20 protein-coding genes are annotated in these 25144 nt (G+C 47.0%); 7 read left to right on the forward strand and 13 right to left on the reverse strand.

All coding sequences use genetic code 11. From position 1 onward, the window contains the following. The first annotated feature begins 107 nt into the window (after positions 1-107). Both DQN52_RS05520 and DQN52_RS05525 read left to right on the forward strand, forming a co-directional pair. A complete protein-coding gene (locus DQN52_RS05520) occupies positions 108-2213 on the forward strand; it encodes an AsmA family protein (protein ID WP_230478901.1) in 2106 nt (701 codons plus the stop codon). A 2-nt stretch (positions 2214-2215) separates the two neighbouring features. Next, entirely contained in the window at positions 2216-2830 is a 615-nt protein-coding gene (locus DQN52_RS05525) for a riboflavin synthase (RefSeq protein WP_003785701.1), read from the forward strand. A 63-nt stretch (positions 2831-2893) separates the two neighbouring features. On the opposite strand, the gene DQN52_RS05530 is transcribed toward DQN52_RS05525, so the two are convergent. From DQN52_RS05530 to DQN52_RS05565, 8 genes are all read right to left on the reverse strand, one after another. Further along, positions 2894-3430: an isochorismatase family protein gene (locus DQN52_RS05530; protein ID WP_003785702.1), complete on the reverse strand. Its 537-nt coding sequence runs from the start codon at positions 3428-3430 to the stop codon at positions 2894-2896. Between the two features lie 71 nt (positions 3431-3501). After that, positions 3502-4692 (reverse strand): cell division protein FtsZ, encoded by a 1191-nt coding sequence (gene ftsZ / locus DQN52_RS05535; RefSeq protein ID WP_003785703.1) that lies wholly within the window; start codon positions 4690-4692, stop codon positions 3502-3504. 214 nt (positions 4693-4906) lie between these two features. Then, positions 4907-6250: a cell division protein FtsA gene (gene ftsA / locus DQN52_RS05540; protein ID WP_003785704.1), complete on the reverse strand. Its 1344-nt coding sequence runs from the start codon at positions 6248-6250 to the stop codon at positions 4907-4909. A 13-nt stretch (positions 6251-6263) separates the two neighbouring features. Further along, the gene (locus DQN52_RS05545; RefSeq protein WP_003785705.1) at positions 6264-7022 is read right to left on the reverse strand and encodes a cell division protein FtsQ/DivIB; all 759 of its coding nucleotides are present in this window, start codon (positions 7020-7022) and stop codon (positions 6264-6266) included. A 12-nt stretch (positions 7023-7034) separates the two neighbouring features. Then, positions 7035-7958, reverse strand: a complete 924-nt coding sequence (locus DQN52_RS05550) for a D-alanine--D-alanine ligase (protein ID WP_003785706.1) — start codon at positions 7956-7958, stop codon at positions 7035-7037. Between the two features lie 80 nt (positions 7959-8038). Beyond that, positions 8039-9445: a UDP-N-acetylmuramate--L-alanine ligase gene (gene murC, locus DQN52_RS05555; protein WP_003785707.1), complete on the reverse strand. Its 1407-nt coding sequence runs from the start codon at positions 9443-9445 to the stop codon at positions 8039-8041. A 63-nt stretch (positions 9446-9508) separates the two neighbouring features. After that, entirely contained in the window at positions 9509-9973 is a 465-nt protein-coding gene (nudB, locus tag DQN52_RS05560; protein ID WP_003785708.1) for a dihydroneopterin triphosphate diphosphatase, read from the reverse strand. Then, on the reverse strand, positions 9973-11367 hold the full coding sequence (locus DQN52_RS05565; protein WP_003785709.1) for a mechanosensitive ion channel family protein: 1395 nt from the start codon (positions 11365-11367) through the stop codon (positions 9973-9975). Before DQN52_RS05565 ends, nudB begins: the two co-directional genes overlap by 1 nt. A gap of 379 nt (positions 11368-11746) precedes the next feature. Between DQN52_RS05565 and DQN52_RS05570 the strand changes: the two genes are divergently transcribed. Continuing rightward, entirely contained in the window at positions 11747-13459 is a 1713-nt protein-coding gene (locus DQN52_RS05570; protein ID WP_003785710.1) for a proline--tRNA ligase, read from the forward strand. A gap of 62 nt (positions 13460-13521) precedes the next feature. On the opposite strand, the gene efeB is transcribed toward DQN52_RS05570, so the two are convergent. The 3 genes from efeB to efeU form a co-directional block, all read right to left on the reverse strand. Further along, the gene (efeB, locus tag DQN52_RS05575; protein WP_032827611.1) at positions 13522-14787 is read right to left on the reverse strand and encodes an iron uptake transporter deferrochelatase/peroxidase subunit; all 1266 of its coding nucleotides are present in this window, start codon (positions 14785-14787) and stop codon (positions 13522-13524) included. A 139-nt stretch (positions 14788-14926) separates the two neighbouring features. Next, positions 14927-16108, reverse strand: a complete 1182-nt coding sequence (efeO, locus tag DQN52_RS05580; protein WP_003785713.1) for an iron uptake system protein EfeO — start codon at positions 16106-16108, stop codon at positions 14927-14929. Between the two features lie 21 nt (positions 16109-16129). After that, the gene (gene efeU, locus DQN52_RS05585) at positions 16130-16978 is read right to left on the reverse strand and encodes an iron uptake transporter permease EfeU (protein WP_003785715.1); all 849 of its coding nucleotides are present in this window, start codon (positions 16976-16978) and stop codon (positions 16130-16132) included. A 175-nt stretch (positions 16979-17153) separates the two neighbouring features. Between efeU and DQN52_RS05590 the strand changes: the two genes are divergently transcribed. From DQN52_RS05590 to DQN52_RS05605, 3 genes are all read left to right on the forward strand, one after another. Next, entirely contained in the window at positions 17154-18290 is a 1137-nt protein-coding gene (locus tag DQN52_RS05590) for a M14 family metallopeptidase (protein WP_032827612.1), read from the forward strand. Positions 18291-18686: 396 nt separating this feature from the next. Continuing rightward, positions 18687-19715, forward strand: coding sequence for a transferrin-binding protein-like solute binding protein (locus DQN52_RS05600; protein ID WP_003785725.1), 1029 nt, complete (start codon positions 18687-18689; stop codon positions 19713-19715). Positions 19716-19757: 42 nt separating this feature from the next. Next, positions 19758-22160 (forward strand): TonB-dependent hemoglobin/transferrin/lactoferrin family receptor, encoded by a 2403-nt coding sequence (locus tag DQN52_RS05605; protein ID WP_003785727.1) that lies wholly within the window; start codon positions 19758-19760, stop codon positions 22158-22160. 89 nt (positions 22161-22249) lie between these two features. Here DQN52_RS05605 and metG read toward each other — a convergent pair whose 3' ends face one another. Next, a complete protein-coding gene (gene metG, locus DQN52_RS05610) occupies positions 22250-24304 on the reverse strand; it encodes a methionine--tRNA ligase (protein WP_032827613.1) in 2055 nt (684 codons plus the stop codon). Positions 24305-24345: 41 nt separating this feature from the next. Then, a complete protein-coding gene (locus DQN52_RS05615; protein WP_111694429.1) occupies positions 24346-24600 on the reverse strand; it encodes a hypothetical protein in 255 nt (84 codons plus the stop codon). A 343-nt stretch (positions 24601-24943) separates the two neighbouring features. On the opposite strand from DQN52_RS05615, the gene DQN52_RS05620 reads away from it, so the two are divergent. After that, on the forward strand, positions 24944-25129 hold the full coding sequence (locus DQN52_RS05620; protein WP_003789747.1) for a hypothetical protein: 186 nt from the start codon (positions 24944-24946) through the stop codon (positions 25127-25129). The last annotated feature ends 15 nt before the right edge of the window (positions 25130-25144 follow it).

The raw sequence follows: 25144 nt of genomic DNA on the forward strand, positions 1-25144 counted from the left end.
TATAAAGTGCAGGCTGCTTTTTATTGTAATAAACCTTTTTCAAGCTGTGATTATTTTGCTACAATTTGCGCCTTGTTTTTATTTTTTACTTGACTATGCAAACTTTTTTGAAACACGCACCCCGATGGGTTGCCTTGCTGTCTTACACGGTATTGGCGTTGGTGTTGGCATACGTTGGCGCGTATGCCACGCTTTATCGCGTGTCCGATGTGCATACGCTCAACCAACGTGCGGCAACTGTTTTGCAAGGCACGGGTTATTCCGTGTCTTTTGATGCAGATATTGGTCGGCATTTGTTTCCGCGTCCGACGATTGTTTTACGAAATGTTCAGCTTCGCGCCAATCAGCAAAATGCGCCCGATTTAACCGTTGCCGAGATGAAAATCGGCATTGCGTGGCAAAGTTTGTGGGGCGATGTGGTGGTGGAAAAACTGGTATTAGACCAAGCGCAGGGCAAGTTGTATCGCACCAATCAAGGCAAATGGAATGTGTCGGCGTTGATGCAAGCCAAACAGGGCGATGCGCCGTTGCCGAGTTTTAACCGCATTTTGGTGGAACGCAGCCAACTGGGCGTGCATTACTACAATCAAGATTGGACGTTGCAAGACATTTCTTTGCAGTTAATGCCCGATGGCGACACGCATCGCTATCATTTAAACGCCAATATTCCTGCACTGTTTTGGGACGCTTTTAATGTGCAGGCTGCTGGCAAACTGCAAATCACGCCCGATGGCTTGTTGTTGCCCGATTTAGCGGCGCAATTTTCGGGCAAAGAGCGTGGCTACGATTTTGTGGGTACGCTGCATTCGGCGGTGCAGGTGCAGCAGGAAAAATTGCTGGCAAAACAAAATCGGATTATGTTGGATAGCAAGCACTATCAAACGCACATCAATACAACGATTGAGCAGTTACTACATCAACAAAATGGCGAATGGGAATCCAAAAATGGCGCGATGGTGTTGTCGGCAAACCCAGACGAATGGCGTTATCAAGCCACGCTCAAATGGGCGCAATTGGATTGGTCGGAGCAGCGTGCGCGTAGCCAAGAGTTGAACTTGAATTTAAACGCAAGCAGCCTGCAACAAGAGCCGATAACGCTGACGGCATATAGCGATATGGATTGGAATAGGGCATCTGGCTGGTCGTTTCCCAAGTTTAAGTTGATGACTTTGCAGGAAAATCCAAGCAAACCGCGATTTGTGAGCGAATGGGAAGGCAGCCTGCACATTCAATCGCCCAAACATTGGCAGGCGCAGGCGCAGGGTTTGTTTGACCGTCAGCCAGCCAGTTGGGTGTTGCAGCGCAACGATGCCAATGTGCAGGGCAGCGTGAATTTGGCGAAATTGCAGTTGCGCCAGTATTTGAATCCCGACAAAGAATGGCAGCTGGGCGATTGGCGTTATCCTGATTGGTTGCAGGACAATATCTCGTTGAATGTGCAAGTGAATTTGGACGATTTGGAATTGGACGGCGCGAGTGTGAACAATATTCGCAGCACGGTGCAAGCCGATGCGGAGCGCGTGGCGATTGACCCGATGAGTGCCGATGTGTACAACGGCAAAAGCGCAGGCAGCCTGCACATTTTGAACCGTCAGCCAATGGAATGGGAGCTGAATCAATCTGCGCAAAATATTGAAGTGCAGCCGCTGTTGCAAGATTTGTTCCAGTACAGCCGTTTTTCGGGCAAGGGCAATGTGGATTTGTCGTTGCGCGGACAAGGACTGCATTATCGCGATTGGTTGCCCAATTTTTCGGGCAGCCTGCAACTGGATATTCAAGATGGCGAATGGCAGGGCATTAATTTTTCCCAGTTGGCGAAAAAAATATCGGGCGAGCCGCAACTTTTAGCGAACAACGAAACGCCCAAAACGCCGTTTTCGCATTTTCAACTGCACACGAAAATTGAGCAGGGCGTGAGTAAACACCAAAGCCAAGCGACTTTGTTGCGTCCAGCGGCAACGGTGCAAGGGCAGGGCGAATACCATTTCCAACAAAATCAGCTTGATGAAGATTTGTTGATTGTGGGCGAGGGCAGTCAAACACCGTTGCCGTTGCACATTCGCGGTAAGCTGGACGAGCCTGAAATCAGCCTGAATTATCAACAAATGACATCGGGCTTAAAAACGCCACAAGAGAAGCAACAAGCCGTGTCGGACACGCTGAAAAAGCAATGGCAATGGCTGTTGCAATCCAATCAAAAAAATAAGGAATAACCATGTTTACAGGAATTGTGCAGGGTATGGGCAAGCTGGTGGCAATCAAGCAGCCTGCACCCGATTTTCGCACCCATACCGTTGTCTTGCCCGATGAAATGAGAGGTGCATTGCAGCAGGGCGCATCGGTTGCCCACAACGGCTGCTGCTTAACGATTACGCACATTCGCGGCAACGAAGTGGATTTTGATTTGATGGCAGAAACCTTGTCGCTGACCAATTTGGGCGATTTAGCGGTGGGTGATTGGGTCAATTTGGAACGCGCGGCGCGATTTGGCGATGAAATTGGCGGTCATGTGATGAGCGGACACATCATCACGCAGACCGAGATTACGCGCATAGACGACAGCGAACACAATCGCACCGTTTGGTTTGTGCTGCCCGATGCGATTAAGCCGTATATTTTGAGCAAGGGTTTTGTTGGTTTGGACGGTTGCAGCCTGACAATTGGTACGGTAACGGACACGGAATTTAATGTGCATTTGATTCCCGAAACCTTGCAGCGCACCTTGTTTGGCAGTCGCAAAGTGGGCGATAAAATCAATGTGGAAATTGACGCGCAAACCCAAGCGATTGTGGATACGGTGGAGCGTGTGTTGGCAGGACGGGGCGCGTAGTAAGACGAAATAGGCAAAAGCAGCCTGCACTTTTTGATGATTTAAAGTGCAGGCTGCTTTTGATTAGACGATTAGTTTGGAAATTGTCTTAAATTGCGGATGCTTGGCATCGCGCAGTAATTGAAATAGCAAAGATTCTACATTGCTGACCACGATGCCTGCATCACGCATTTGCTGTAAACCATTTTGTTTATTGGCATCGGTGCGCGATGTAACGCATTCTTGCGGAATCCAAATATTTAGCCCATTTTGACGCAAATCCAGTGCGGTTTGCAAAACACAAATATGTGTTTCACAGCCCAGCAAAATCATGTTTTGCGTTGAATGAGCTGCCAAAGCAGCCTGCACTTCTGCGGTGTATGCTGAAAATTGTGTTTTTTCAAACGTAGTCACATCGGGGAACAACGCCGTAATATCAGCAACGGTTTTGCCCAAGCCTTTGGGATATTGCTCGGTCAAAATAATGGGGAGTGATAAGTGCGTACTGGCAGTGATGAATTTTTTACACGCCGCCACAAACGCATCGGCTTGGTGCAAAGCTGGCAACAAGCGTTCTTGGATATCAATAACCAAAACCAAAGTATTTTGTTGATTTAACATACGATTTCCTTTTTGCTATTGAAAAAGCAGCCTGCACAAAAATAAATCCATGTGCAGGCTGCTTTTAATGTTTAATCTCCGCGATTTTGACGACGCAATACGGCAGGCGTTTCAAAATCATCAATCACAGATTGGCTGGCAAAATCGGCTGCCACCAAGTTCATGCTACGCGCTTCACGTCCAGAGCGAACCAAAGTCTCTACACCGCTATTAAACGCTTGTGGTTCGGCATAAGAAGAACGTACATTAGAAGTCGTTGCAGCAGGGCGAGTATAGCTTGGCAGAGTGTCGTTATCTTTCAAACCAGTCGCGATAATGGTAATGCGAATGGCATCTTCCGCCATAGATTCGTCTTCTGCCGTACCGAATTTTAGTTCAGCATCAGGCGCAGCATAATCGCTCACTACTGCCATGATTTCTTCGTACTCGTCCAAGATAAAACAATCGGGCGCAGTCGTAATGTTTACCAACACGCCACGTGCACCGCTCAGGCTCACATCGTCCAATAATGGGCTAGAAATCGCTTGCTCTACGGCGATTCGCGCACGGTCGCTACCTTTGGATTCGCCAATGCCCATCATCGCCATGCCTGTGATACTCATCATGTTTTTGACATCGGCAAAGTCCAAGTTGATTAAACCTGGGCAAGTTACGATTTCGGAAATACCCGCCACGCCATTACGCAACACATTATTGGCAGCGCGGAACGCTTCTTTAACGGTTACGCCTTTGCCCAATGCTGACAACAATTTATCGTTTGGAACAACAATCAACGAATCCACTTGTTGTTTTAACAATTCAATGCCTTGCTGAGCAACTTGACCGCGTTTACCTTCGTGTTTAAATGGACGAGTTACCACGGCAACGGTCAAAATGCCCATTTCTTTGGCGATTTCGGCAATCACAGGGGCTGCGCCTGTGCCTGTGCCGCCGCCCATACCTGTGGTAATGAACAACATATCTGCGCCGCTAATTGCTGTTGAAATGGCTTCGCGGTCTTCCAAAGCGGCATCACGTCCCACTTCTGGGTTTGCGCCTGCGCCTAAACCGCGTGTCAAACTTGCGCCCAGTTGAATTTTGGTTGCTGCTTGGTTGTTGTGCAGCGATTGTGCATCGGTGTTGGCACTAATGTATTCAACGCCGCGAATCGGGTTTTCAATCATATTGTTGATGGCATTGCAACCGCCACCGCCAACGCCAATTACTTTAATTACGGCAGGACCTGTGGTTGTTTCAGGAAATTGATACGCGGGGTTTGTCATAAATAAGGCTCCTCACGCTAGTGGGCTAACGTGTCGTTAAAATCAAATGAAATGAAAAAGTGCAGGCTGCCTGCATTCAAGTTGGGAAATCTGTATTCGGAATGTTTATTCGATACAGTTTATAGTGAAGTAAAATAAAAATGGGACAAGGCGACAACGCCTGCCGTGTACAAACAGCACACAAGGAATACCATTTCAATTTCACTTCACTATATCATAAATTTTCACGCATCCATTTAAGTGCTTTGCTAAAAATATTGGCTTTGCGTGGGTGCGGTTCGGGCAAATCCAATTCGGGGAGATGCAATGAATCGTTTTGCTCGATTTCTTCGTCTGCATAAGCAGATTCGTTTGATGAATCGGTATGCTTTTGGTTTCGCGTAACTGCCAAGCCTGCGCTGCTACCGCTTAACTTGGCGCGTTGTTTGGCAGCCTGCAATAAGCCCATTGCGGTGGCATAGCGTGGATTGCGAATGCGCTCGGACAAATGTCCTGAATCATAAGGCACACCCACACGTGCAGGCAAATTGAATACGTCTTCGGTTAATTCTACCACACCACGCAGCAGCGATGCGCCGCCTGTTAAAACAATGCCCGATGTCAGCACTTCTTCTGGGAAACCTGCGCGGCGCAATTCGTTTAAGCTCAACTCCAAAATTTCTTCTACGCGCGGGCCAATCACGCTTGCCAAGGTGCTGCGTGCAATTTGACGCGGCAAACGGTCGCCCACGCTTGGCACTTCCACCATTTCGTCCAAGCCGTCCAAATCTTCCAATGCCGCGCCGTGATAAATTTTGATGCGCTCGGCAGCGTTGTATGGTGTACGTAATGCTTGGGCTAAATCGCGAGTAATGGAATCGCCTGCAATCGGAATAACGGCAGTATGGCGAATCGCGCCATTGGTATAAACCGAAATATCGGTTGTGCCGCCGCCAATATCAATCACACAAACGCCCAATTCTTTTTCGTCTTCGGTCAAAACGGCATCGGCAGACACCAAAGGTTGCAGCATAATGGCATCGACTTCCAAATCGCAGCGTTTAATGCATTTTTGGATATTTTGCAATGCGGTTACTGCACCTGTGATGATGTGAACGCGCGTATCCAAGCGCACGCCACTCATGCCAATCGGCTCGCGTACACCTGGTTGGTTGTCAATAATGTATTCCTGCACCACAGTATGTAAAATTTGGTGGTCGGGCGGAATGTTCACGGCTTTGGCGGTGTCTTTGGCGCGGTCAATATCGGCTTTGCTTACTTCGCCGTCTTTGATTTTGACTACGCCTTGCGAGTTTAGGCTGCGAATGTGATTACCTGTGATGCCTGTGGTAACGCTGCGGATTTTGCAGCCTGCCATGCGTTCGGCTTCATTCATCGCTTGCTGAATGGATTGGGCGGTGGCGTCAATATTGGTTACCATGCCTGCTTTTAAACCGCGTGATTCCGCTTCTGCCATGCCAACAATATTGATTTCGTCGTCCACTACTTCGCCAATAAGGGCAATGACTTTTGAAGTTCCAATATCTAGCGCACAAACGTATTGTTTATTTTCATTCATATTCGTTCCAGTATCAATTAATCGTTTTTGCTGGGTCACCTGATGTCATAGCGGCGACGGGGTTCATTTCTTTGGGTGCATCTTCATTCAAGCGAATAGAAAACGCATCGGGATAACGCATATCCACATAATCCAAATAGGGGGCTAATGTGTTTAAATCGCGCACCCAATATTGTGTAAAACGGTTGATGCGGCTATGGACTTGGTCTTTGCCCAATCGCACTTCTACGCCATTGTTTAGGCGCAATGTCCATGCGCCGCGTTCATCGTATTTTAAACGCTCTACTTCTAGGCGCAAAGGTTTGAGCTGCGCATTAATCAACATATATTGGTGCAGCATATTGGGCAGTTCGGCAGGGGGGCTGTCCAATTCTACGATTTTCTGTTCGGTTTCTGCCTGAAAAATCTGCCCTGCTGGTGTGACCAAACCTGCACGATAACCTTGATTCAACCAACGCGCGGCGACTTGGTATTCTTCTATTTGTACTTCAATGGTGGACGGCGATACGCGATTGACTTTGGCATGCGCTACCCACGGCACTTGCAAAGCCGCTTTTTGAGCAGCCTGCACATTGATATTAAAAAAACTGCCAGTTAAATGAGGCAAAACTGCTTGAAAAACTTGTGTTTGATTGGCGTTTGTCCACGAACCTTGCTGATTCACAATGCTGATATTGGCAATTTGAAAATATGGGTGCTGCACAATATACGTTCCGATTGCCCACAAAATCAGCAAATAGGATAAATAAATGGCATATTTCAAAAACTTCACATTATGACTTTCTTATGCAGGCTGCTTGGCATTATTCAAAATCGCGATACACAAGTCAGCAAAATCAATACCAATTTGTTTGGCGGATTTGGGGATTAGGCTGTGGCTGGTCATGCCAGGTAGTGTATTGGCTTCCAAAATATACAAGCAGCCTACACTGTCTTTCAGAAAATCAATGCGTCCCAAGCTGTTGCCGCCGCCAATCGCTTCAAAGGCTTGTTGGGCAAGGTGTTGCATACGCGCTTCGTCATCGGCATTTAAATCGGACGGACACAAATAAACCGTGTCATCGCGCAAATATTTGGCTTCGTAGTCGTAAAACTCGGTTTGCGGAATAATGCGAATGGTGGGCAAGGCTTGACGATTGAATACGCCGCAAGTGTATTCGCCGCCCGACATAAATTGTTCTGCCAAAATCACGCCATGTAAGCCCATGTCGCGCAATTTGGCGTATTCGGTTGCCAAATCGCCAGCTTGTTTGACCTTAACCACGCCCACGCTGCTGCCTTCTGCGGCTGGCTTGATGAACAGAGGCAAGCCCAGTTGTTGTTCCACTTCGGCAAAGTGGCTGTTGTCGTGTAGCACCACAAACGGCGGAATCGGCAAACCCAATGCCGACCAAATCAATTTGCAGCGATATTTGTCCATGCCCAACGCCGATGCCAATACGCCACAGCCTGTGTAAGGAACGCCCAAGGCTTCCAACGCGCCTTGCACCGTGCCATCTTCGCCATAAGTGCCGTGCAAAATATTGAAGGCGATGTCAAAGCCTTGTTTTTTGAGTTTGGCTAACTCGGTTTGTGCGGGGTCAAACGGGTGCGCGTCCACGCCTTTGCTGCGTAGTGCGTCCACAATCGCTTGTCCGCTAATCAAGGAAATTTCGCGTTCTGATGAAAATCCGCCCATTAAGACGGCGACTTTGCCAAATTGGTTCATTTGCTGCTTTCTTACAAGCAGCCTGCACTTTTGGATAAACAGAAAATGCAGGCTGCTTTTTAATATTTTTGTTGATTGAATTACGCTTGTGCTGTTGTATCGACCAAAGCCTGCGCGGTTCGGTTGATACTGCCTGCGCCCATGGTCAGCACCACATCGCCGTCTTTGAGTACGCTTAACAAGATGCTGGGCAAGGCATTGATGTCGGCGCAATAAATTGGCTCAACCAAGCCACGAGCGCGCACGGCGTTGGCAAGCGAATGGGCGTTGGCATCGGGAATCGGTGCTTCGCCAGCGGCATACACTTCGGTTAGCACCACGCGGTCGGCGGTGGATAGCACATCAACAAATTGATAGAACAAATCTTTGGTGCGTGTGTAGCGATGTGGCTGAAATGCCAATACCAAGCGGTTGTTGGGATATGCACCGCGCGTGGCGGCAATGGTGGCTGCCATTTCAACGGGGTGATGACCGTAGTCGTCAATAACCAACGCTTTGCCGCCTTGTGGCAGCGCGATTTCGCCATAGCTCTGGAAGCGGCGACCTACGCCTGCAAAGTTCGCCAAACCTTGTTGAATGGCAGCAACTGGGGCTTTGCATTCCAGCGCAACGCCAATACTTGCCAGCGCGTTCAACACATTGTGGCGACCTGGAAGATTGAGCGTTACATCAAACGATTGCAGGCTGCTTTCGTGGCGGAAATTGACGGTAAACTGCATTTGTGCGCCATTGGTTTGCACGTTAGTGGCGTAAATATCAGCTTGGTCGTTGTCAATCGCATAGGTGGCGAATGGTTTTTTGATTTTGGACAAAATGGTGCGAACGTGCTCGCTGTCTATACACAAAAACGCTTTGCCATAAAACGGCATACGGTGGACAAAATCAATAAACGCTTGGTGCAAACGGTTCACGTCTTGACCATAGGTGTCCATGTGGTCTTCGTCAATATTGGTAATCACGGTGATCACAGGCGACAAATACAAGAAAGACGCATCGCTTTCATCGGCTTCGGCAACCAAATATTCGCCTTTGCCTAGTTTGGCGTTTGTGCCTGCGGCGGTTAGTTTGCCACCAATCACAAAAGTCGGGTCAAGCCCTGCTGCGCCCAAAATAGACGCGGTTAAGCTGGTGGTGGTGGTTTTACCGTGCGTACCTGCAATGGCAATGCCGTCTTTTAGGCGCATGAGTTCTGCCAACATCATCGCGCGTGGAATCACAGGAATGTGTTGTGCCAAAGCAGCCTGCACTTCGGGGTTTTCGTGGGCGATGGCGGTGGACGTAACCACCACTTCTGCGCCGTCAATGTGTTCGGCGGTATGACCAGGAAACACACGCACGCCCAGTTGGCTCAAATGACGTGTTACCGCGCTTTGGCTTTGGTCAGAACCCGAAACATGGAAGCCCAAGTTGTGCAAAACTTCGGCAATGCCGCACATGCCTGCACCGCCAATACCAACAAAATGGATATTCTTGATTCGATTTTTCATACTTAAAACTCACGTCTCGGTTTGACCGCAAAAAAAGTGGGTATTTTAAAGATATCGTTGCGATTAGGCTAGGTTTTTTACCATATTTTGTTGCCGATGCCATTGTTCGATGATGTCGCGGTTGGACGGTGAAAAAACCTGCGCGGCGGCAACCAATGCAGGCTGCCATGTGTAAGCCGTGTGTTCGCTCAATAGAATGGGCGTATCGCGTTGAATTTGTGAAGAAAACCAATGCTCGGTGTTGTGCGTTACGCCTGCTGCGTAACGATGTCGCCAATGTTCAAAAATTTCGTATTCAACGCAATGTTGCCAATCGTGCAGGCTGCTTGGGTCTAGCACGATGCCTGTTTCTTCGGCAACTTCGCGCAAAGCAGCCTGCACAGGGGTTTCATCGTTTTCCAAGCTGCCCGTTACCGATTGCCAAAATCCAGCGTGGTCGATGCGTTCGAGCAGCAAAACGTGGTCTGCGCCATCGTGTAGCAAAACCAAAACAGAAACGGGACGTTTGGGTGCAGGCTGCTTGTTCATTATTCGTCGTCCTGTTCGGGTTCGTTGGAGCGCGTGTCTTGGCTGGCGGCGTGCATTTTGGCTTTGAGCAACGCCATATCGCTGGGCGCTTGTTCTTCTGGCAAGATGCGGACTTCGCGTTGTGGGAATGGGAACTCGATGCCCTCTTCGTTAAATCGCTGCCAAATCGTCATCAAAATGGCGGAATACAAGCCCAAAAAGCCGTTTTCTGGGTCTTTTACCCAAAAGCCGACACGCAAATCGATGCCGTTTTCGCCAAAATTGGTCAAAAACGCATTGGGCTTGGATTCGCTATCCACACGTTCTTGTGCGGCGGCGGCTTCTTGTAAAATGCGTAATGCCAGCGTTAAATCGGTGTGATACGCCACTTGAATATCCAAACTTTGATACAACGCCTTGCCTGTGTACGATTCATTAATCACGGTGCTGGTCACAAACGTTTCGTTGGGGATTAAGGCTTCTTGTCCGCCTGCGCTGCGTAGTACCACAAAACGCGAAGTGATTTCGGTTACATAGCCTGTGAAATTGTTTACGGTTAAACGGTCGCCTGGGCGAATGGAGCGGTCTGCCAAAATAATAAAGCCCGACACATAATTGCTGGCGATTTTTTGTAAACCAAAACCCAAGCCCACCCCCAACGCACCACCAAATACCGACAAAATGGTTAAGTCGATGCCAACCAAGGGCAGGGCGATGAGTACCGACAACACAATGGCAACGGTAGAAATCACTTTGGATAATACAATTCGCAAATTGATGTCCAAATTGCTTTGCATGAGCTTGCCGTTGAGCCAACGCGCAAACCATGTCATCAACAACAATACTACGCCCACCCACAACAAGCCTGTGAGCAAGGTAAACAAGCTGATTTTGCTTTTGCCGATGGTGAATTCCAACTCGCGCATCCAATTCAAAATAATGTCGTCAATGCCCGACACCCACAGCAAGAAGCACACCCACAACGTGCCTGCTGCAGTGCGTTCAATCGAATCAATCCATTGATTGCGTGGCAAGGCGGCGTGCAACAATGCCAGCAGCAAACGAATCACAATCATCCAGTTGGCTGCCAGCACCAAAAAGCGCAACCATAAACTTGGATAGCCCAATACTTGCCACACAATTTGTCCTGCAATACCCAATATCAGCATTACAACGGGAAACAAAATGCGTTTGGTTGCATGGCGAATCAGGTGCGAAGATATTTGCTTGATTTTTTGATTGGTGTTGATGATGCGTTCTGCGGCAATGAATGCTACAACCATTAAAGAGATAGCGATGAGCAATTCTATCCAACCTGCAGGCTGCTTGAAGCTGCTTTCCAATAGATTAGCGGCGAATTGTTCGCGGGCAAACAGATTGCCGAAGATGTCGCGCCATGAGTTTGAAATGGTCATTGTTTTTCCCTTATTTGTGATGTGTACTAGGTTACATCATAACAGAATTAGGCTATTCAGCCAAAAATTGCCCACAGCATCTGTGGATAACTTTTGTCAGAATACTGATGAAAATTTAAAATTTCTTTATGCATAAAGACTCAATCAAAGCTGCCTTTTTTTTAGGCAAAACTGGCATTGACAAAAATAATTTCATATTAAAACGTTGAATTTATATGGTTTTATTTTTGATGTAATGTGCAGGCTGCTTGATAAATTGCCTTAACAATGGTTAGGAAGTGTTGTTTTTTTTGTTTTTCGTCTGTTCAAATCCTTGTTACAATTCGCGCTTTTGACGGTGCAGGCAGCCTGCACTTAAAACCGCTACGGAAACCGAATTATGAAAGCCAGTCAATTTTTTATTTCAACATTAAAAGAAGCCCCAGCCGAAGCCAGTTTAGCCAGCCATAAGCTCATGCTCCGCGCAGGTTTAATTAAAGCCAACGCGTCAGGTTTGTACACATGGATGCCAATGGGTTTGCGCGTGTTGCGAAAAGTGGAAGCGATTGTGCGCGAAGAAATGAACCGCGCAGGCGCGATTGAATTGCTTATGCCTGTTGTTCAACCTGCTGATTTATGGAAAGAAAGCGGACGTTGGGATTTTTATGGCGATGAATTGTTACGCATTACCGACCGTCACGAAAATCCATTCTGTTTCAGCCCAACTTGCGAAGAGATGATTACCGACATCGTCCGCAAAGAAGTCAATTCATACAAACAGTTACCAAAAAATTTCTATCACATCAACACCAAATTCCGCGATGAACGCCGTCCACGTTTTGGCGTAATGCGTGCGCGTGAATTTGTGATGAAAGATGCCTATTCATTCCACGCGGATTTTGATTCGCTGAAAGAAACGTATCAAAATATGTATGACGCTTATTGCCGTGTTTTCAATCGTTTAGGATTGAATTTCCGTCCTGTTGCGGCGGATACAGGCAGCATCGGCGGCACGGGTTCGCATGAATTTCAAGTGTTGGCGGAAAGCGGCGAAGATGTGATTGCGTACAGCGACAGATCGGATTACGCAGCGAACGTGGAATTGGCGCAAACTTTGCCGCTTTCAGGCAGCCGTGCCGCCGCGCAAAATGAATTGACGAAAATTCACACGCCCAACACAAAAACCATTGATGAATTAGTGAAATTCTTGAATGTGCCAGTTGAAACGACTTTGAAATCTATCGTGGTTGAAGGCGAAGAAGACGGTGAATTAGTGCTGTTGTTGTTGCGTGGCGACCATGAATTTAACGACATCAAAGCGGAAAAATTGGCGGGCGTGAAATCGCCTTTGACAATGGCAAGCGCGGACGCGATTTTGGCAGCGTTTGGTGCGAATGGCGGTTCTTTGGGTCCAGTGGGTTTCAAAGGGAAAGTGTATGCGGATTTCGCGACGGAAAAAGGTGCGGATTGGGTCATCGGTGCAAACGTGGACGACTACCACTACACAGGTTTCAATTTCGGGCGCGATGCGGCAGAACCTGAATTTGTGGACTTACGCAACGTGGTAGAAGGCGATCCAAGCCCTTGCGGTTCAGGCAGCCTGAAATTGGCGCGTGGCATTGAAGTGGGACACGTTTTCCAGTTGCGCGACAAATATTCCAAAGCGATGAACGCGACGTTTTTGGACAACAACGGCAAATCGCAAATCATGGAAATGGGCTGCTACGGCATTGGCGTTACGCGCATTGTGGCGGCGGCGATTGAGCAAAACAATGATGAACGCGGCATTATTTGGACGGATGCGATGTCGCCATTCACGGTTGTGATTGTGCCGATGAATTACAAAAAATCGGACGATGTGAAAGCGGCGGCGGACAAGATTTACGCCCAATTGCAAGCGGCGGGTGTGGATGTATTGTTGGACGACCGCGATGAACGCGCTGGTGTGTTGTTGAATGACAGCGAATTGTTGGGCATTCCGCACCGTGTTGTGATTGGCGACCGCGCGTTAAAAGAAGGCAATGTGGAATACGCGCAACGCCGTGATACAGAATCACAAGCGATTAGCGTGAATGACATTGTGGCGAAAATCGTTGCGACATTGACAAAATAATTGGTAAATATTAAAGTGCAGGCTGCTTTTGAAATCATACAAAAGCAGCCTGCACTTTTATCTTAACTCAACAAATTCTGCGCCAAAAATTCGCCTTTTTGCACGCCTGCCAACGTGAAGAAATAGCCACCACCAAATGGGCTAATGTATTCTTCCAGTGGTTCTAGGTTCAACAAATTTTGCACAAACAAAAAGCCGTCTGCCAAATTGGCTTGATAGCAAATGAACACCAAGCCGACATCTAGCTGCCCATTTTTTGCCAAACCGCGCGAGTAATCAAACGGTCGGCGATAGAGTTGATGTCGCTTCAAAAATTCGGCATCGCGCGGATTGGCAAGGCGCATATGGCTGTCTTTTGGCACAACGTCGCCGTTTGGGTCACTGGCATAATTGGGCGTGTCGTGTTCGTGTTGCATACCCAACGGTGCGCCCGAATATTTATCGCGCCCAAAAATCGCTTCTTGCTCTTGCAGCGGCGTTCTGTCCCAAAATTCTACAAAATGGCGAATCAGGCGAATGGCTTGATAGCTGCCGTTTTTTGTCCACGCTGGTTCGTCCAAGCTGTTTTCTGCCACGCCTGTCCACAAAACCGAATCGGCAATTTGGGGGTCACTGATATTGGGATTGGCTGTGCCGTCTCTAAATCCAAACAAATTTCGCGCGGCGGTGTCGGGTTCGGTTTTGGGTAAAAAGCCGTCTATGCTCCAACGCGGCACGGCAAACGCCGATGTGTTTTTGATGATGTCGCGCAGGGCGTTTTGACACGTTTCGGGCGAAAACGCGCAAAATTGAATGCTGATGTCGCCATCGCACCAAGCAGCCTGCAATTTGTCGTTGGGAAAATCGCGCATTTCTTGTAAATGCTTGGGCTTTTTATCGCCCAATCCAAAGCGTTGGTCAAACAAACTTGCGCCAACCGAAACCGTTATCGTCAAGCCATCTGGTGGCACGACTTTGCCCAAAATGCCGCTGCCTGCTGGTGGCAAACTTTTGTCGCCGTCTTGCAATTCGCCACCTTGCGTCAAAAATTCAATACGCGCGGTTAAGGCACGGAAATAATTGCTCAATTGCGATACATTTTGCGCGGTTAAATCAAACGCGCACACAATGCCAAAATTTTGGTGCGGTTCAACAATGCCTGCTTGGTGCGTGCCATAGCAGGGATAGCTTTGCTGGCTGTGTCCTGTTGCCGATTCGCCTGTTGCTGCGCTGGCAGCTGGTGCAGATTGTGCCGATTGTTGGCTGCACGCATTCAACGCGCCCATTGCCACGGCTGCACCCGATAGCGTAGCAGCCTGCATTAAACGTCTGCGAGTTAGGTTTGTCATGATTTGTCCTTTGTTTGGTTGATTTTATTGTTGTGATTGGGTTGATGTCGGAGTCAAGACCGCCAACTTACATCTGAAATAACCAAAGCAGCCTGCACTTTTTATTCACCAAACCAAAGTGCAGGCTGCCTGTTTTCGTTTACTTCAAGCCCAACGTGCCACGCAATTGTGCTAAATCTTCTGCCAGCGTATTGATAGGTGCTTGCAAGGCTTTGCGGTCGGTATCGCTCAATTTGTCATAAGTTTGGAAGCTTTTGCCATCGCGGTATTTTGCCAAGACTTCGTTTACTTGTTTCAAATTCGCGTCCACTTTGTCCAACAAGGCTTGGTTTTTCTCGGCGATTTGTGGGCGGAACAAATCCACAATTTTTTGTGCGCCGTCCATGTTCGCTTGGAAATCGCTCAAATCGGTGTGGCTATAACGGTCTTCTTCGCCCGAAATTTTGCTGCCTGCCACTTCTTCAATCAACACCGCAGCACCGCCCACTACTTTGTTTGGTGGGAAGTTCAACACGTCAATTTCCGCTTTGAGTTTGCGAACATCGTCTTGCAAGCGGTCGGCAATCGCGCCCACATCAGCAACCGATTTTTCTACCCACAATGCGTATTCCAAACGGTGGAAACCTGTAAATTCTGGGTCTTTGGGCCCTTGTTTGAAGTCGTCTTCACGCGCGTCAATCGCAGGGTCTAGCTCGTTGAACAATTCAGCAATCGGCTCAATGCGCTCGTAGTGTGTCCGCACATCGGCAAACATTGCTTTGGCTTCGTCTTGTTTGCCAGTTTTAATCGCAGCAACAAAGGCTTCGGTTTTGCTCACCAATTCCACCGCTTCGGCTTGAACGTATTTTTTATACGCTGCCAACGGTTCAGCCAATTTCGCTAAATCCGCTTCGCCGCCTGCTTGTTTGAAACCGCTGTCGGTAACAACCAATTTACCGCGCGGGTTGTTCAACAAACCGCAAGTCATGGCGTATTCACCAGGTAACAAGGTAACAGTCATTTTATCGCGCAAGCCTGGGGCGATGTTTTCACGCTCGTCCACCACCATAACGCCGTTCAAAATTTCCCATTCCAGTTTACGCGAGCTGTTGTTTTGGATTTGGAACTCCACTTGTCCGCTTGGCACGGTCAATTCCATCGGTTCGCAAGCTGTGTCGTTTATCGCCACTTGCACCGCACCACCAGCCGCAGCCGTTGCACCTGAAGTCGCGCCAGAAGCAGGCTGTGCAGGTTCAGCAGGTTTGTCGGCAGCAGGTGGTTGGCAAGCGGTGAGTGCCAACAAAGTGGCAATTGCTAATGAATTTAAAGCCATTTTTTTCATGATTAAAGACCTTTTTTAAAGTTAATTGGAAGCAGACCGTGCAGGCTGCTTTTGACGTAAAAACAAATACAAAACAGGAATCAAGTAAACAAAATACAAAATAAAATCCGCCAAAACAGGGTGGTCGGTGTAGCCAAAAAAGCCACTCAACACCACGCCCAATGGGCTGTCTTCGTGCAACACGGCAGAAAAATCCAACGGCGTGTGCGATGACCAATCCAACGGATTGACTTGCCACACATTCCATACGCCTGCTTCGTGCAAAGCTCGGAACGCGCCTGCAAACAAGCCTGCTGCCACAAAAATCAAAAACACGCCTGTGATGCGGAAAAATTTCGCCAAATTGATACGAATGCCACCTTGATACACCAAATAGCCAACCACGATTGCCAGCAGCAACCCCGACACCGCGCCAATCGGCATTCGTGGCGACGGGCTTTGTTCAAACACCGCAATCAGGAAAAACACCGTTTCCAAGCCTTCGCGGATAACGGCTAAAAATGCCATCAACACCAATGCCCAGCCTTGCTTGTTGCCTTGATTCAAAGCCACTTGCACCGATTGTTGCAGGCTGCTTTTGAGCGATTTGGCTGCTTTTTGCATCCACAAAATCATATAAGTGAGCATGACCACCGCAATCAAGCCCAACGCGCCAACCACAAATTCTTGCTGTTTTTGTGGGATTTCGCCTGTGGTGCGATGAATGCCATAGCCCACACCAGCGCACATCAACATTGCTAATGCCACACCCAGCCACACTTTGGGCATTAAATGCGTGTAACCCGATTGGCGCAGAAAACCTGCCACAATGCCCACGATTAGCGCAGCTTCAATACCCTCGCGCAAGGTAATCAACAAAGCAACCCACATAGTTTTTATCCACAAAATGACAATGTAAGAATTATGTTCCCAATTTTTTGCAAATACAAACTATTTTTATTATGATGTAAAGCATCGCAAACAAAGCAAAGCAGCCTGCACACAAAATGTGCGCCAAATCGCATATAATAGACACATTGTTTACCAGCCCATTTAGCAAAGGCTCATCATGAAAATTTCCACTCAATTTGACGCAGGCGCGATTATTGTGCGCGATTTAAGTCAGCCCGAACACATTCGTCTAGCCTTGCGTCCCGACAATGCCTCATCGTTCAAACAATGGTTTTATTTTCGTTTACAAGGCGCGGCATACACCCCTTGCGTGATGCACATTGAAGACGCGCACGAAGCCGCCTATCCTGCTGGCTGGGACGGCTATCAAGCCGTTGCGTCCTACGACCGCCAAAACTGGTTTCGCGTGCCAACTACCTACGAAAATGGCGAACTCATCATCACGCACACACCGCTTGCCAACAGCATTTACTACGCTTATTTTGAACCGTATTCGCACGAACAACATCTGAATTTGCTCGGCGAAGCGCAAGGTAGCGGCTTGTGTCAAATTGACGACTTGGGCAGCACGGTGCAAGGGCGCGACATCAATTTGCTGACCATTGGCAACCAAGTGGATAGCGATTTAAAAATTTGGGTCATTGCCCGTCAGCACCCAGGCGAAACGATGGCAGAATGGTTTATGGAGGGCTTTTTGTCGCGCTTACTAGACCACCAAGACCCAACCGCACGCACTTTGTTGGATAAAGCCACGTTTTACGTTGTGCCGAACATGAATCCAGATGGCTCGTTTTTGGGCAATTTGCGTACCAACGCGGCAGGCGCAAATTTGAATCGCGAATGGCTAGAACCCAGTATAGAACACAGCCCCGAAGTGTTTTATGTGCGCGAAAAAATGCACGAAATTGGCGTAGATATGTTCTTGGACGTGCATGGCGACGAGGGTTTGCCCTATGTCTTCGTGGCAGGCACAGAAGGCGTGCCAAACTACAATCAACAAATTGCCGATTTAGAAACGCTGTTCAAAAACGCATTGCAGGCTGCTTCACCCGATTTTCAAGATGTGTATGGCTACGAAAAAGACGCGGCAGGACAAGCCAATTTGAGTATGGCAACGGCGTATGTGGGCAACACGTTTGGCTGCTTGGCATACACGCTGGAAATGCCGTTTAAAGACAACAACAATTTGCCCGATGACGATTTTGGCTGGAACGGACAACGTTCGTTGCGTTTGGGCGAAAGCATGCTGACTGCGACGCTTGCCGTTGCCAAAAATTTGCGTCCTGAATAGGGGTAATTTAATCGTCATATTTAATGTATAGTGAATTAAATTTAGATTAGTACAGCGTTGTCAACTCCCTTATGTACTAGGTGTACACGGCGGTCGTTGTCGCCTTGTCCTAATCTAAATTTAATCCACTATATAAAGTGCAGGCTGCTTTTAACGGATTCTTTTCCGCAAAAAGCAGCCTGCACTTTTTGTTTTGATGTGGTAGTTGTAATACTTATATTGCTATTTTGAAAAATGACACAGTATTTAGTTTGTATGTAAAGAATCTTTAAAAAATGTTTGCTATACATACGTCAAATCGTTTAAAATTTAAAAATAGTAATAATTACTATTTATCTGCAAATGGATTAAATCTACATTTTTTAAATCAAACGAAATCAATCACGAGGTTAAGATATGAAACTCAACTCAAAACACACCTTAACCGTAGCCATGCTACCTTTTTTATTGAATGCTTGTGCAGGCGGTGGCAATGTTTCGGTACCAGAGATTATTGTTCCACAAATTGTTGCGCGTGCATTGGATAAAACATCAGCATCTGTGCAAGCTAAGCCTGATGCAAATGTGGCAACTTTTTCAAGCAATTCAGATAGTAAGATAGAACAATATACGATTAGCGAGCCAAGTATTATCCCTGGCGTGCTTCGTGTAGAAGATGAGCTGGTTTACACTTTGGCTAGCGGTAAAAGCTACCGATTCGATAAATTTAATACGTTGGTACTGACTTCGCAATCAACACCCGGTATTCGCAAATTACCAAATGTTCAGGCCATGACTCCGACAGATGATGGCGGGCGCATTATCGCTTGTTGCGATAGCTCAGTATCGGGCATGTTGTTTTCTGATTTGAAAGCGAGCCGTTTTGGCATATGGATGTCGCCAACAGGGCAAGCGGAAGTCTTTTCTGGAGGCAAGTTGGCGGTGGCAGCAGATTTGCAAGGAAGTAATGTCAATGGACAACCAAAAGGCAAGGCGACCTATCAAGTGGTTGCGTTACGGAGCAAGGGTAATCATGCCGTCACTTCAACATTTGAAAGCACGTACACATCAAGCAGCTATGCTACCGCTGTTAATGTTTCGCGCTTAACGGTGAACTTTAATACCAATAAATTGGGTGGCACGATTATTGGCAATCAAGATTTTGGCGCACCGGTGGAAATGAAAGATGTTACTTTAAACGGTAGCAAATTTAGCGGTACGGCAGAATCGGCAGGAAAAATAGGACGGGTTGAAGGTGGTTTGTTTGGAGAAGCGTGGCGCTCTCCCTATTCAGGTAATTTTTATTACAACGGCGCAGGCGGTAAAGAAATTGGCGGTGTGATTACATTCCCAGCTGATAAATCGCTCAATACCGCGTTTGGTGGCGTTCGCAGCAATTATGACGACAAAACCGATAGCCAAGATTTAACCCCAGTAAACAATTAACCGATTTGATGTGATTTAACCTAAACATAGGCAATAGAATAAATGAAACAACCGTTTAAACTAGGCATGATGACAGTATTGGTGCTGTCGGCTTTTCCTGCTATGGCGGCAGATGAAACAAGCAATTTGAAAACGATTGAAGTGCGCGGTTCTCGCACACCTGCCAAATTGGGCGAAACTACCACCAAACGCAAAATGCTAGACGAAAACATGGTGCAAGATATGCGCGATTTAGTGCGCTATGACCCTGCGGTTAGCGTGGTTGAAGGTGGACGTGGTAGCACCAATGGTTTCGTAATTCGCGGTGTAGACAAAGACCGCGTGGCAGTAAATATTGACGGCTTGGCGCAAGCAGAAAGCCGCTCTTCCGAAGGTTTCCAAGAATTATACGGTGCGTATGGTAACTACAATGCCAATCGTAATGCCAATGAATTGGAACATATTTCCGAAGTGAGCATCAAAAAAGGCGCAGATTCCATTACTTCGGGTAGTGGTGCGTTGGGTGGTTCGGTTAATTACAAAACTAAATCGCCAACAGAAGTAGTGAACGAAGATAAACCTCTCTATCTAGGTGCAAAAACAGGCTACACAGGGCGAGACAAAGGCAAAGTGAGCAGCATTGACGTGGCAGGCTACCTCAAAGGTTTTGATGCGCGTTTTGTTTACACGCATCGTCAAGGTCATGAGTTGCGCAATAATAACAATGGTGCAACCGACAATGTTAAATTCAGAGAAACCGTATGGGACCCTACTCGAAGAAAAGGCTCTGCCAGTCAGTTTGGCTCGTTGGGTAAATTCCGTTCCAGAACCGACCCGCAGGCGTATGTGTCCAGAGCCACGCTATTTAAAACAGGCTATCATTTTAACGATAGCAATTATTTGAGCTGGATGTATGAAGACTACCGTATGGATCGCAAAACCGATGAGTTGTCTAATGTGTGGGCGGCGGACTTTACGGGTAGCAGCCCTGTTAATGCGGATATGCGAAAGCGCAACGATGTAACCTATATCAAACGTACAGGCGTTCAATACGAAAATCGCATGGAAAACGGCTTGTGGGATAAGTTGGAACTAAGTTACGACCGACAAAAAATCCAAATGAGCACGATGACGTGGGACATTCCTGTTACATGGAAAGAAGGCGTTAATTCGGATATTTACTACGGATTCCGCCGCATTGACCAACGCACCTCGCAAGGTCAAATCCGAGCCAATAAGGATATGCAATTTGGCAATGTAACTTGGAGCACCAGTTATGGCACAGGTTTTAGCAAAGCTACCAACCAAAACGACAATTATGCCCATACGGTTCGTGCCTTTAAGCCAACAGTTTATACCAGCGGCAATATGGATAACGAAGTGTTCATGGAAGCCGAAAGCAAAAAACGCCATGTTTATTGGAATAATAACTTCCACTTTGGCAAGGCATTACGCATTGGTTTGGGTGTTCGCCGTGACTGGGTAACCAATCGAACCCTACCAAGCGAAAAAGTGTTGGACAGCATGCGTCAAGCAGGTTTGGAAAATGCACAAGCTAAATTCAATGCCACCAGTTATGCTGTGAGTGCTGATTGGCAGTTTGTTCCAGGTTGGACATTGTTGGGTAAATATGGCACGGCATTCCGAGTGCCAACAACCGATGAAATGTGGTTTGCTTTCCCGCACCCCGATTTCACGGTGGAAGCAAACGATAAATTGCGCCAAGAAAAAGCGCGCAATATTGAAATTGGTTTGTCCAATCAAGGTGCTTGGGGCAATATTTTGTTGTCAGGTTTCCAAACGCGTTATTCTGATTTTATTGATTTCGCTTATATTGGACTGAAAAGTGGTTCTTTCTTCAATACTAAAACAAGGCAGCGCGAATCTCGTGGTTACAGCGCACCGACTTGGAAAAACGTGAATCGTGATTCTGCCAAAATCAAAGGGATAGAATTATCAGGATTGTGGAAATTAGATAGCATTGGTTTACCCAAAGGCATGTTTATGAGTTGGACAGCCAGCTATCTAAAAGGTCATGCGACACAAGAAGATGGCAGCGAAACCCCAATTAACGCGCTCAATCCATTTGGCGCAGTAGTAGGTTTGGGCTATGTGCATCCAGAAAACCGTTGGAGCATTAAAACTAATATCAGCTACACCGCGCGTAAAAAAGCCGAAGACACCGTCCACAGCTATGAAGACGGTGCCAATCCGTGGCCATATGCCAAATACAGCCGCGATTATGTGGTAGTGGATTTGAGCGGTCATTACACTTTTGGTAAATATTTGACTTTGCGTGCTGGCGTGTTCAATTTGTTTGATAAGCATTACTACACTTGGGATAGCTTGCGCAGCATTCGCGAGTTTGGTACGGTAAATCGAATTGATAACGCAACGGGCGCAGGTCTCCAACGATTCTCTGCACCAGGACGCAATTTTGCGGTGTCGTTGGAAGCGAAGTTTTAAGGTATTGTTAGACAAAAACAATGTGCAGGCTGCTTTTGAATAATTAAGCAGCCTGCACATTGTTTTAGATTTTTTGAGTAGCTTAAAACTTAACCCACTTTATCGCCAGGCTGCGCACCTTCGTGGACGGTCAGCAATTTCAAATTATGGTCTTTATCTGCCGCGCTCAAAATCATACCTTCTGACACGCCAAATTTCGCCATTTTGCGTGGCGCGAAATTTGCCACCGCAATCACCATTGTACCGTTCAATTCCGCAGGGTTCGGATAGCTCGCCGCAATGCCCGAGAAAATCGTGCGTTGCTCAAAACCAAAATCCACGCTAAATTTCAACAACTTCGTGCTGCCCTCAACCGCCTCACAGTTTAACACTTTCGCCACGCGCATATCCACTTTCATAAAATCGTCAAAGCTGCATTGCTCGGCAACTGGCGCAAATTCATTGTTTGTGGCTGCTGGGGTTTCAGGGGCTGCCTGAATCGTTTGTTTGTTCGCTTCTACTAAATCGTTCACTTGTTTTTCCTCAATACGTTGCATTAAATGTTCATATTTGTTGATGATGTGGTTTTCAGGCAGCGTGGAAACCGTGTGCGCCCAATCCAATTTTTCCACATTCAAAAACACCGCCGCTTGCGTTGCCACATTCGGCAAAACAGGCGACAAATACGCCGTTAAAATCTTGAATGCGTTAATCAATTCGCTGCACACTTCGTGCAAACGCTGTTCCGCGCCGTCTTGTTTCGCCAATTCCCAAGGCTTGTTCGCGTCTACATATTCATTGACCAAATCCGCTAAACCCATGATTTCACGCAAGGCTTTTGCGTATTCGCGGCTTTCGTAATCGTTGGCAATGGATTCCGATTTTTCGGTTAATTGGGCAATCAATTTGCTGCCTGAAACATCTTGCAGGCTGCCTGAAAAGCGTTTCGCAATAAAACCACTTGCACGAGCAGCGATGTTTACATATTTACCCACCAAATCGCTATTCACACGCGCAATAAAATCTTGTAAATTCAAGTCAATATCTTCAATTTTGCTATTCAATTTCGCGGCGATGTAGTAACGCATCCATTCGGGATTTAAACCTTGTTCCAAATACGATTTCGCGGTAATAAACGTGCCGCGAGATTTAGACATTTTCTGACCGTCCACCGTCAAAAAGCCGTGCGCGAAAATGCCAGTCGGGGCGCGATGTCCACTAAATTCCAGCATTGCCGTCCAAAACAGCGCGTGGAAATACAAAATATCTTTGCCAATGAAATGATACATTTCGGTTTGGCTGTCTTTTCCGAAAAATTCGTTAAAATCCAAGCCGATACGGTCGCAAAGATTTTGGAACGAAGCCATGTAGCCCACAGGTGCGTCCAACCAAACGTAGAAATATTTATTCGGTTGGTCGGGAATTTCAAAGCCGAAATATGGCGCATCGCGTGAAATATCCCAGTCGGACAATTCGCCGTCTTTGAGCCATTCGTTCATTTTGTTGAGTGCTTCGGGTTGCAAATGCGCTTTGCCGTCCGTGCTGCCTGAAGTCCATTGTTTTAAATAATCCGCGCATTCGCTTAATTTGAAAAAGAAATGTTCGGTTTCTTTCATTACGGGCGTTGCACCTGACACGGCGGAATACGGTTTAATCAATTCGGTTGGCGAATAGGTTGTGCCGCACACTTCGCAGTTGTCGCCGTATTGGTCTTGGGCGCGGCATTTGGGGCATTCGCCTTTGACAAAACGGTCGGGCAAAAACATTTGTTTTTCGGGGTCAAACAGTTGGTTAATGTTTTTGCTGGCGATTTTGTTGTTGGCTTTGAGTGCCAAGTAAATTTGTTCGGAATATTTTTTGTTTTCAGGCGAATGGGTTGAGTAATAATTGTCGTAGCCAATGCCAAAACCTGTGAAATCTGCCAAATGTTCGGCGTGGGTTTTGTCAATCATTTGCTCGGGGGTAATGCCTTGTTTTTCGGCGGCGAGCATGATTGGCGTGCCGTGCGTGTCGTCCGCGCAGCAGTAATAGCATTCGTGTCCGCGTGATTTTTGGAAGCGTACCCAAATGTCGGTTTGGATATGTTCAACCATATGTCCTAAATGGATTGAGCCGTTGGCGTAGGGCAGGGCGGAAGTAACCAAGATTCTTCGTTTTTGTGTCATAGTAGCTTTCTTTATATGTTGCAGAATGAATAAAAGGAGTATTATGCCACAGTTGTAAAGTTGCTTTTGGCGATTTGCAACCTTATTGGGCGATTAACCAATAAGTTTATAAAAATCATATCTATAATTGCTAATAATAAGGATTTTTTAAAAAGGCTATTCAATTGGAAATTATGTACTGTTTGTATGGCTGTCTTGTCTATTGCAGCCTGCACTAACGAAAATACAAGTAAAAAAGATAATTCTGCTTCTGCACCAGCGACAAACAGCGCTGCGCCCACAGCCAAAGATGTCATCGTTATTGGCTCTGACCCGAACTATCCGCCATATAACTTATTGTGCAGCCGTTAAAAGCGCAAAGCGTGGCAGAAAATACCGATTTGGTTTTTTGCTGTGGATAAAGACAAACCTGAGTTGTTAGCCAAAATCAACGCAGGTTTGCAAAATCTGAAACAATCGGGTCAGTTGGAAAAAATTTAGCAAAGATGGGCGCAATATCAATTTAAATAAGACCTATCATTCAAAAACAATCGTTTGACTATTATATTGACTGCTATTGTGAAATAGCAGCCAATTTGTCTATTCATACTAAAATTCCTGTTGCATACCAAAAGACTGTTTAAGAAAAGGAAAATCATCATGCTAGATTTATTAACTGGTATCGGCGAATTGCTATCCAGCCTGTACGATGCGATTCAACAAATGCGCCAAGAATGGCGAACCAAAAAACGAATATCCGCCGTTTGGTTGATTTTGTTCGTGCTGATAGTGGCACTTTTGCTGCTTTTGGCGGTGCTGGGTATCGTTGTGATGCAATCGCGCTAACCAAAAGTGCAGGCT

Source organism: Kingella kingae, assembly GCF_900475905.1.
Classification (GTDB): domain Bacteria; phylum Pseudomonadota; class Gammaproteobacteria; order Burkholderiales; family Neisseriaceae; genus Kingella; species Kingella kingae.

What these genes read in the sequence shown, in the direction of transcription:
- DQN52_RS05525 (WP_003785701.1), top strand. Translation starts at nt 2,216, where the DNA reads ATGTTTACAGGAATTGTGCAGGGTATGGGCAAGCTGGTGGCAATCAAG.
- DQN52_RS05530 (WP_003785702.1), bottom strand. Translation starts at nt 3,430, where the DNA reads ATGTTAAATCAACAAAATACTTTGGTTTTGGTTATTGATATCCAAGAA.
- ftsZ (WP_003785703.1), bottom strand. Translation starts at nt 4,692, where the DNA reads ATGACAAACCCCGCGTATCAATTTCCTGAAACAACCACAGGTCCTGCC.
- ftsA (WP_003785704.1), bottom strand. Translation starts at nt 6,250, where the DNA reads ATGAATGAAAATAAACAATACGTTTGTGCGCTAGATATTGGAACTTCA.
- DQN52_RS05550 (WP_003785706.1), bottom strand. Translation starts at nt 7,958, where the DNA reads ATGAACCAATTTGGCAAAGTCGCCGTCTTAATGGGCGGATTTTCATCA.
- murC (WP_003785707.1), bottom strand. Translation starts at nt 9,445, where the DNA reads ATGAAAAATCGAATCAAGAATATCCATTTTGTTGGTATTGGCGGTGCA.
- nudB (WP_003785708.1), bottom strand. Translation starts at nt 9,973, where the DNA reads ATGAACAAGCAGCCTGCACCCAAACGTCCCGTTTCTGTTTTGGTTTTG.
- DQN52_RS05565 (WP_003785709.1), bottom strand. Translation starts at nt 11,367, where the DNA reads ATGACCATTTCAAACTCATGGCGCGACATCTTCGGCAATCTGTTTGCC.
- DQN52_RS05570 (WP_003785710.1), top strand. Translation starts at nt 11,747, where the DNA reads ATGAAAGCCAGTCAATTTTTTATTTCAACATTAAAAGAAGCCCCAGCC.
- efeB (WP_032827611.1), bottom strand. Translation starts at nt 14,787, where the DNA reads ATGACAAACCTAACTCGCAGACGTTTAATGCAGGCTGCTACGCTATCG.
- efeO (WP_003785713.1), bottom strand. Translation starts at nt 16,108, where the DNA reads ATGAAAAAAATGGCTTTAAATTCATTAGCAATTGCCACTTTGTTGGCA.
- efeU (WP_003785715.1), bottom strand. Translation starts at nt 16,978, where the DNA reads ATGTGGGTTGCTTTGTTGATTACCTTGCGCGAGGGTATTGAAGCTGCG.
- DQN52_RS05600 (WP_003785725.1), top strand. Translation starts at nt 18,687, where the DNA reads ATGAAACTCAACTCAAAACACACCTTAACCGTAGCCATGCTACCTTTT.
- DQN52_RS05605 (WP_003785727.1), top strand. Translation starts at nt 19,758, where the DNA reads ATGAAACAACCGTTTAAACTAGGCATGATGACAGTATTGGTGCTGTCG.
- metG (WP_032827613.1), bottom strand. Translation starts at nt 24,304, where the DNA reads ATGACACAAAAACGAAGAATCTTGGTTACTTCCGCCCTGCCCTACGCC.
- DQN52_RS05615 (WP_111694429.1), bottom strand. Translation starts at nt 24,600, where the DNA reads ATGACATCTTTGGCTGTGGGCGCAGCGCTGTTTGTCGCTGGTGCAGAA.
- DQN52_RS05620 (WP_003789747.1), top strand. Translation starts at nt 24,944, where the DNA reads ATGCTAGATTTATTAACTGGTATCGGCGAATTGCTATCCAGCCTGTAC.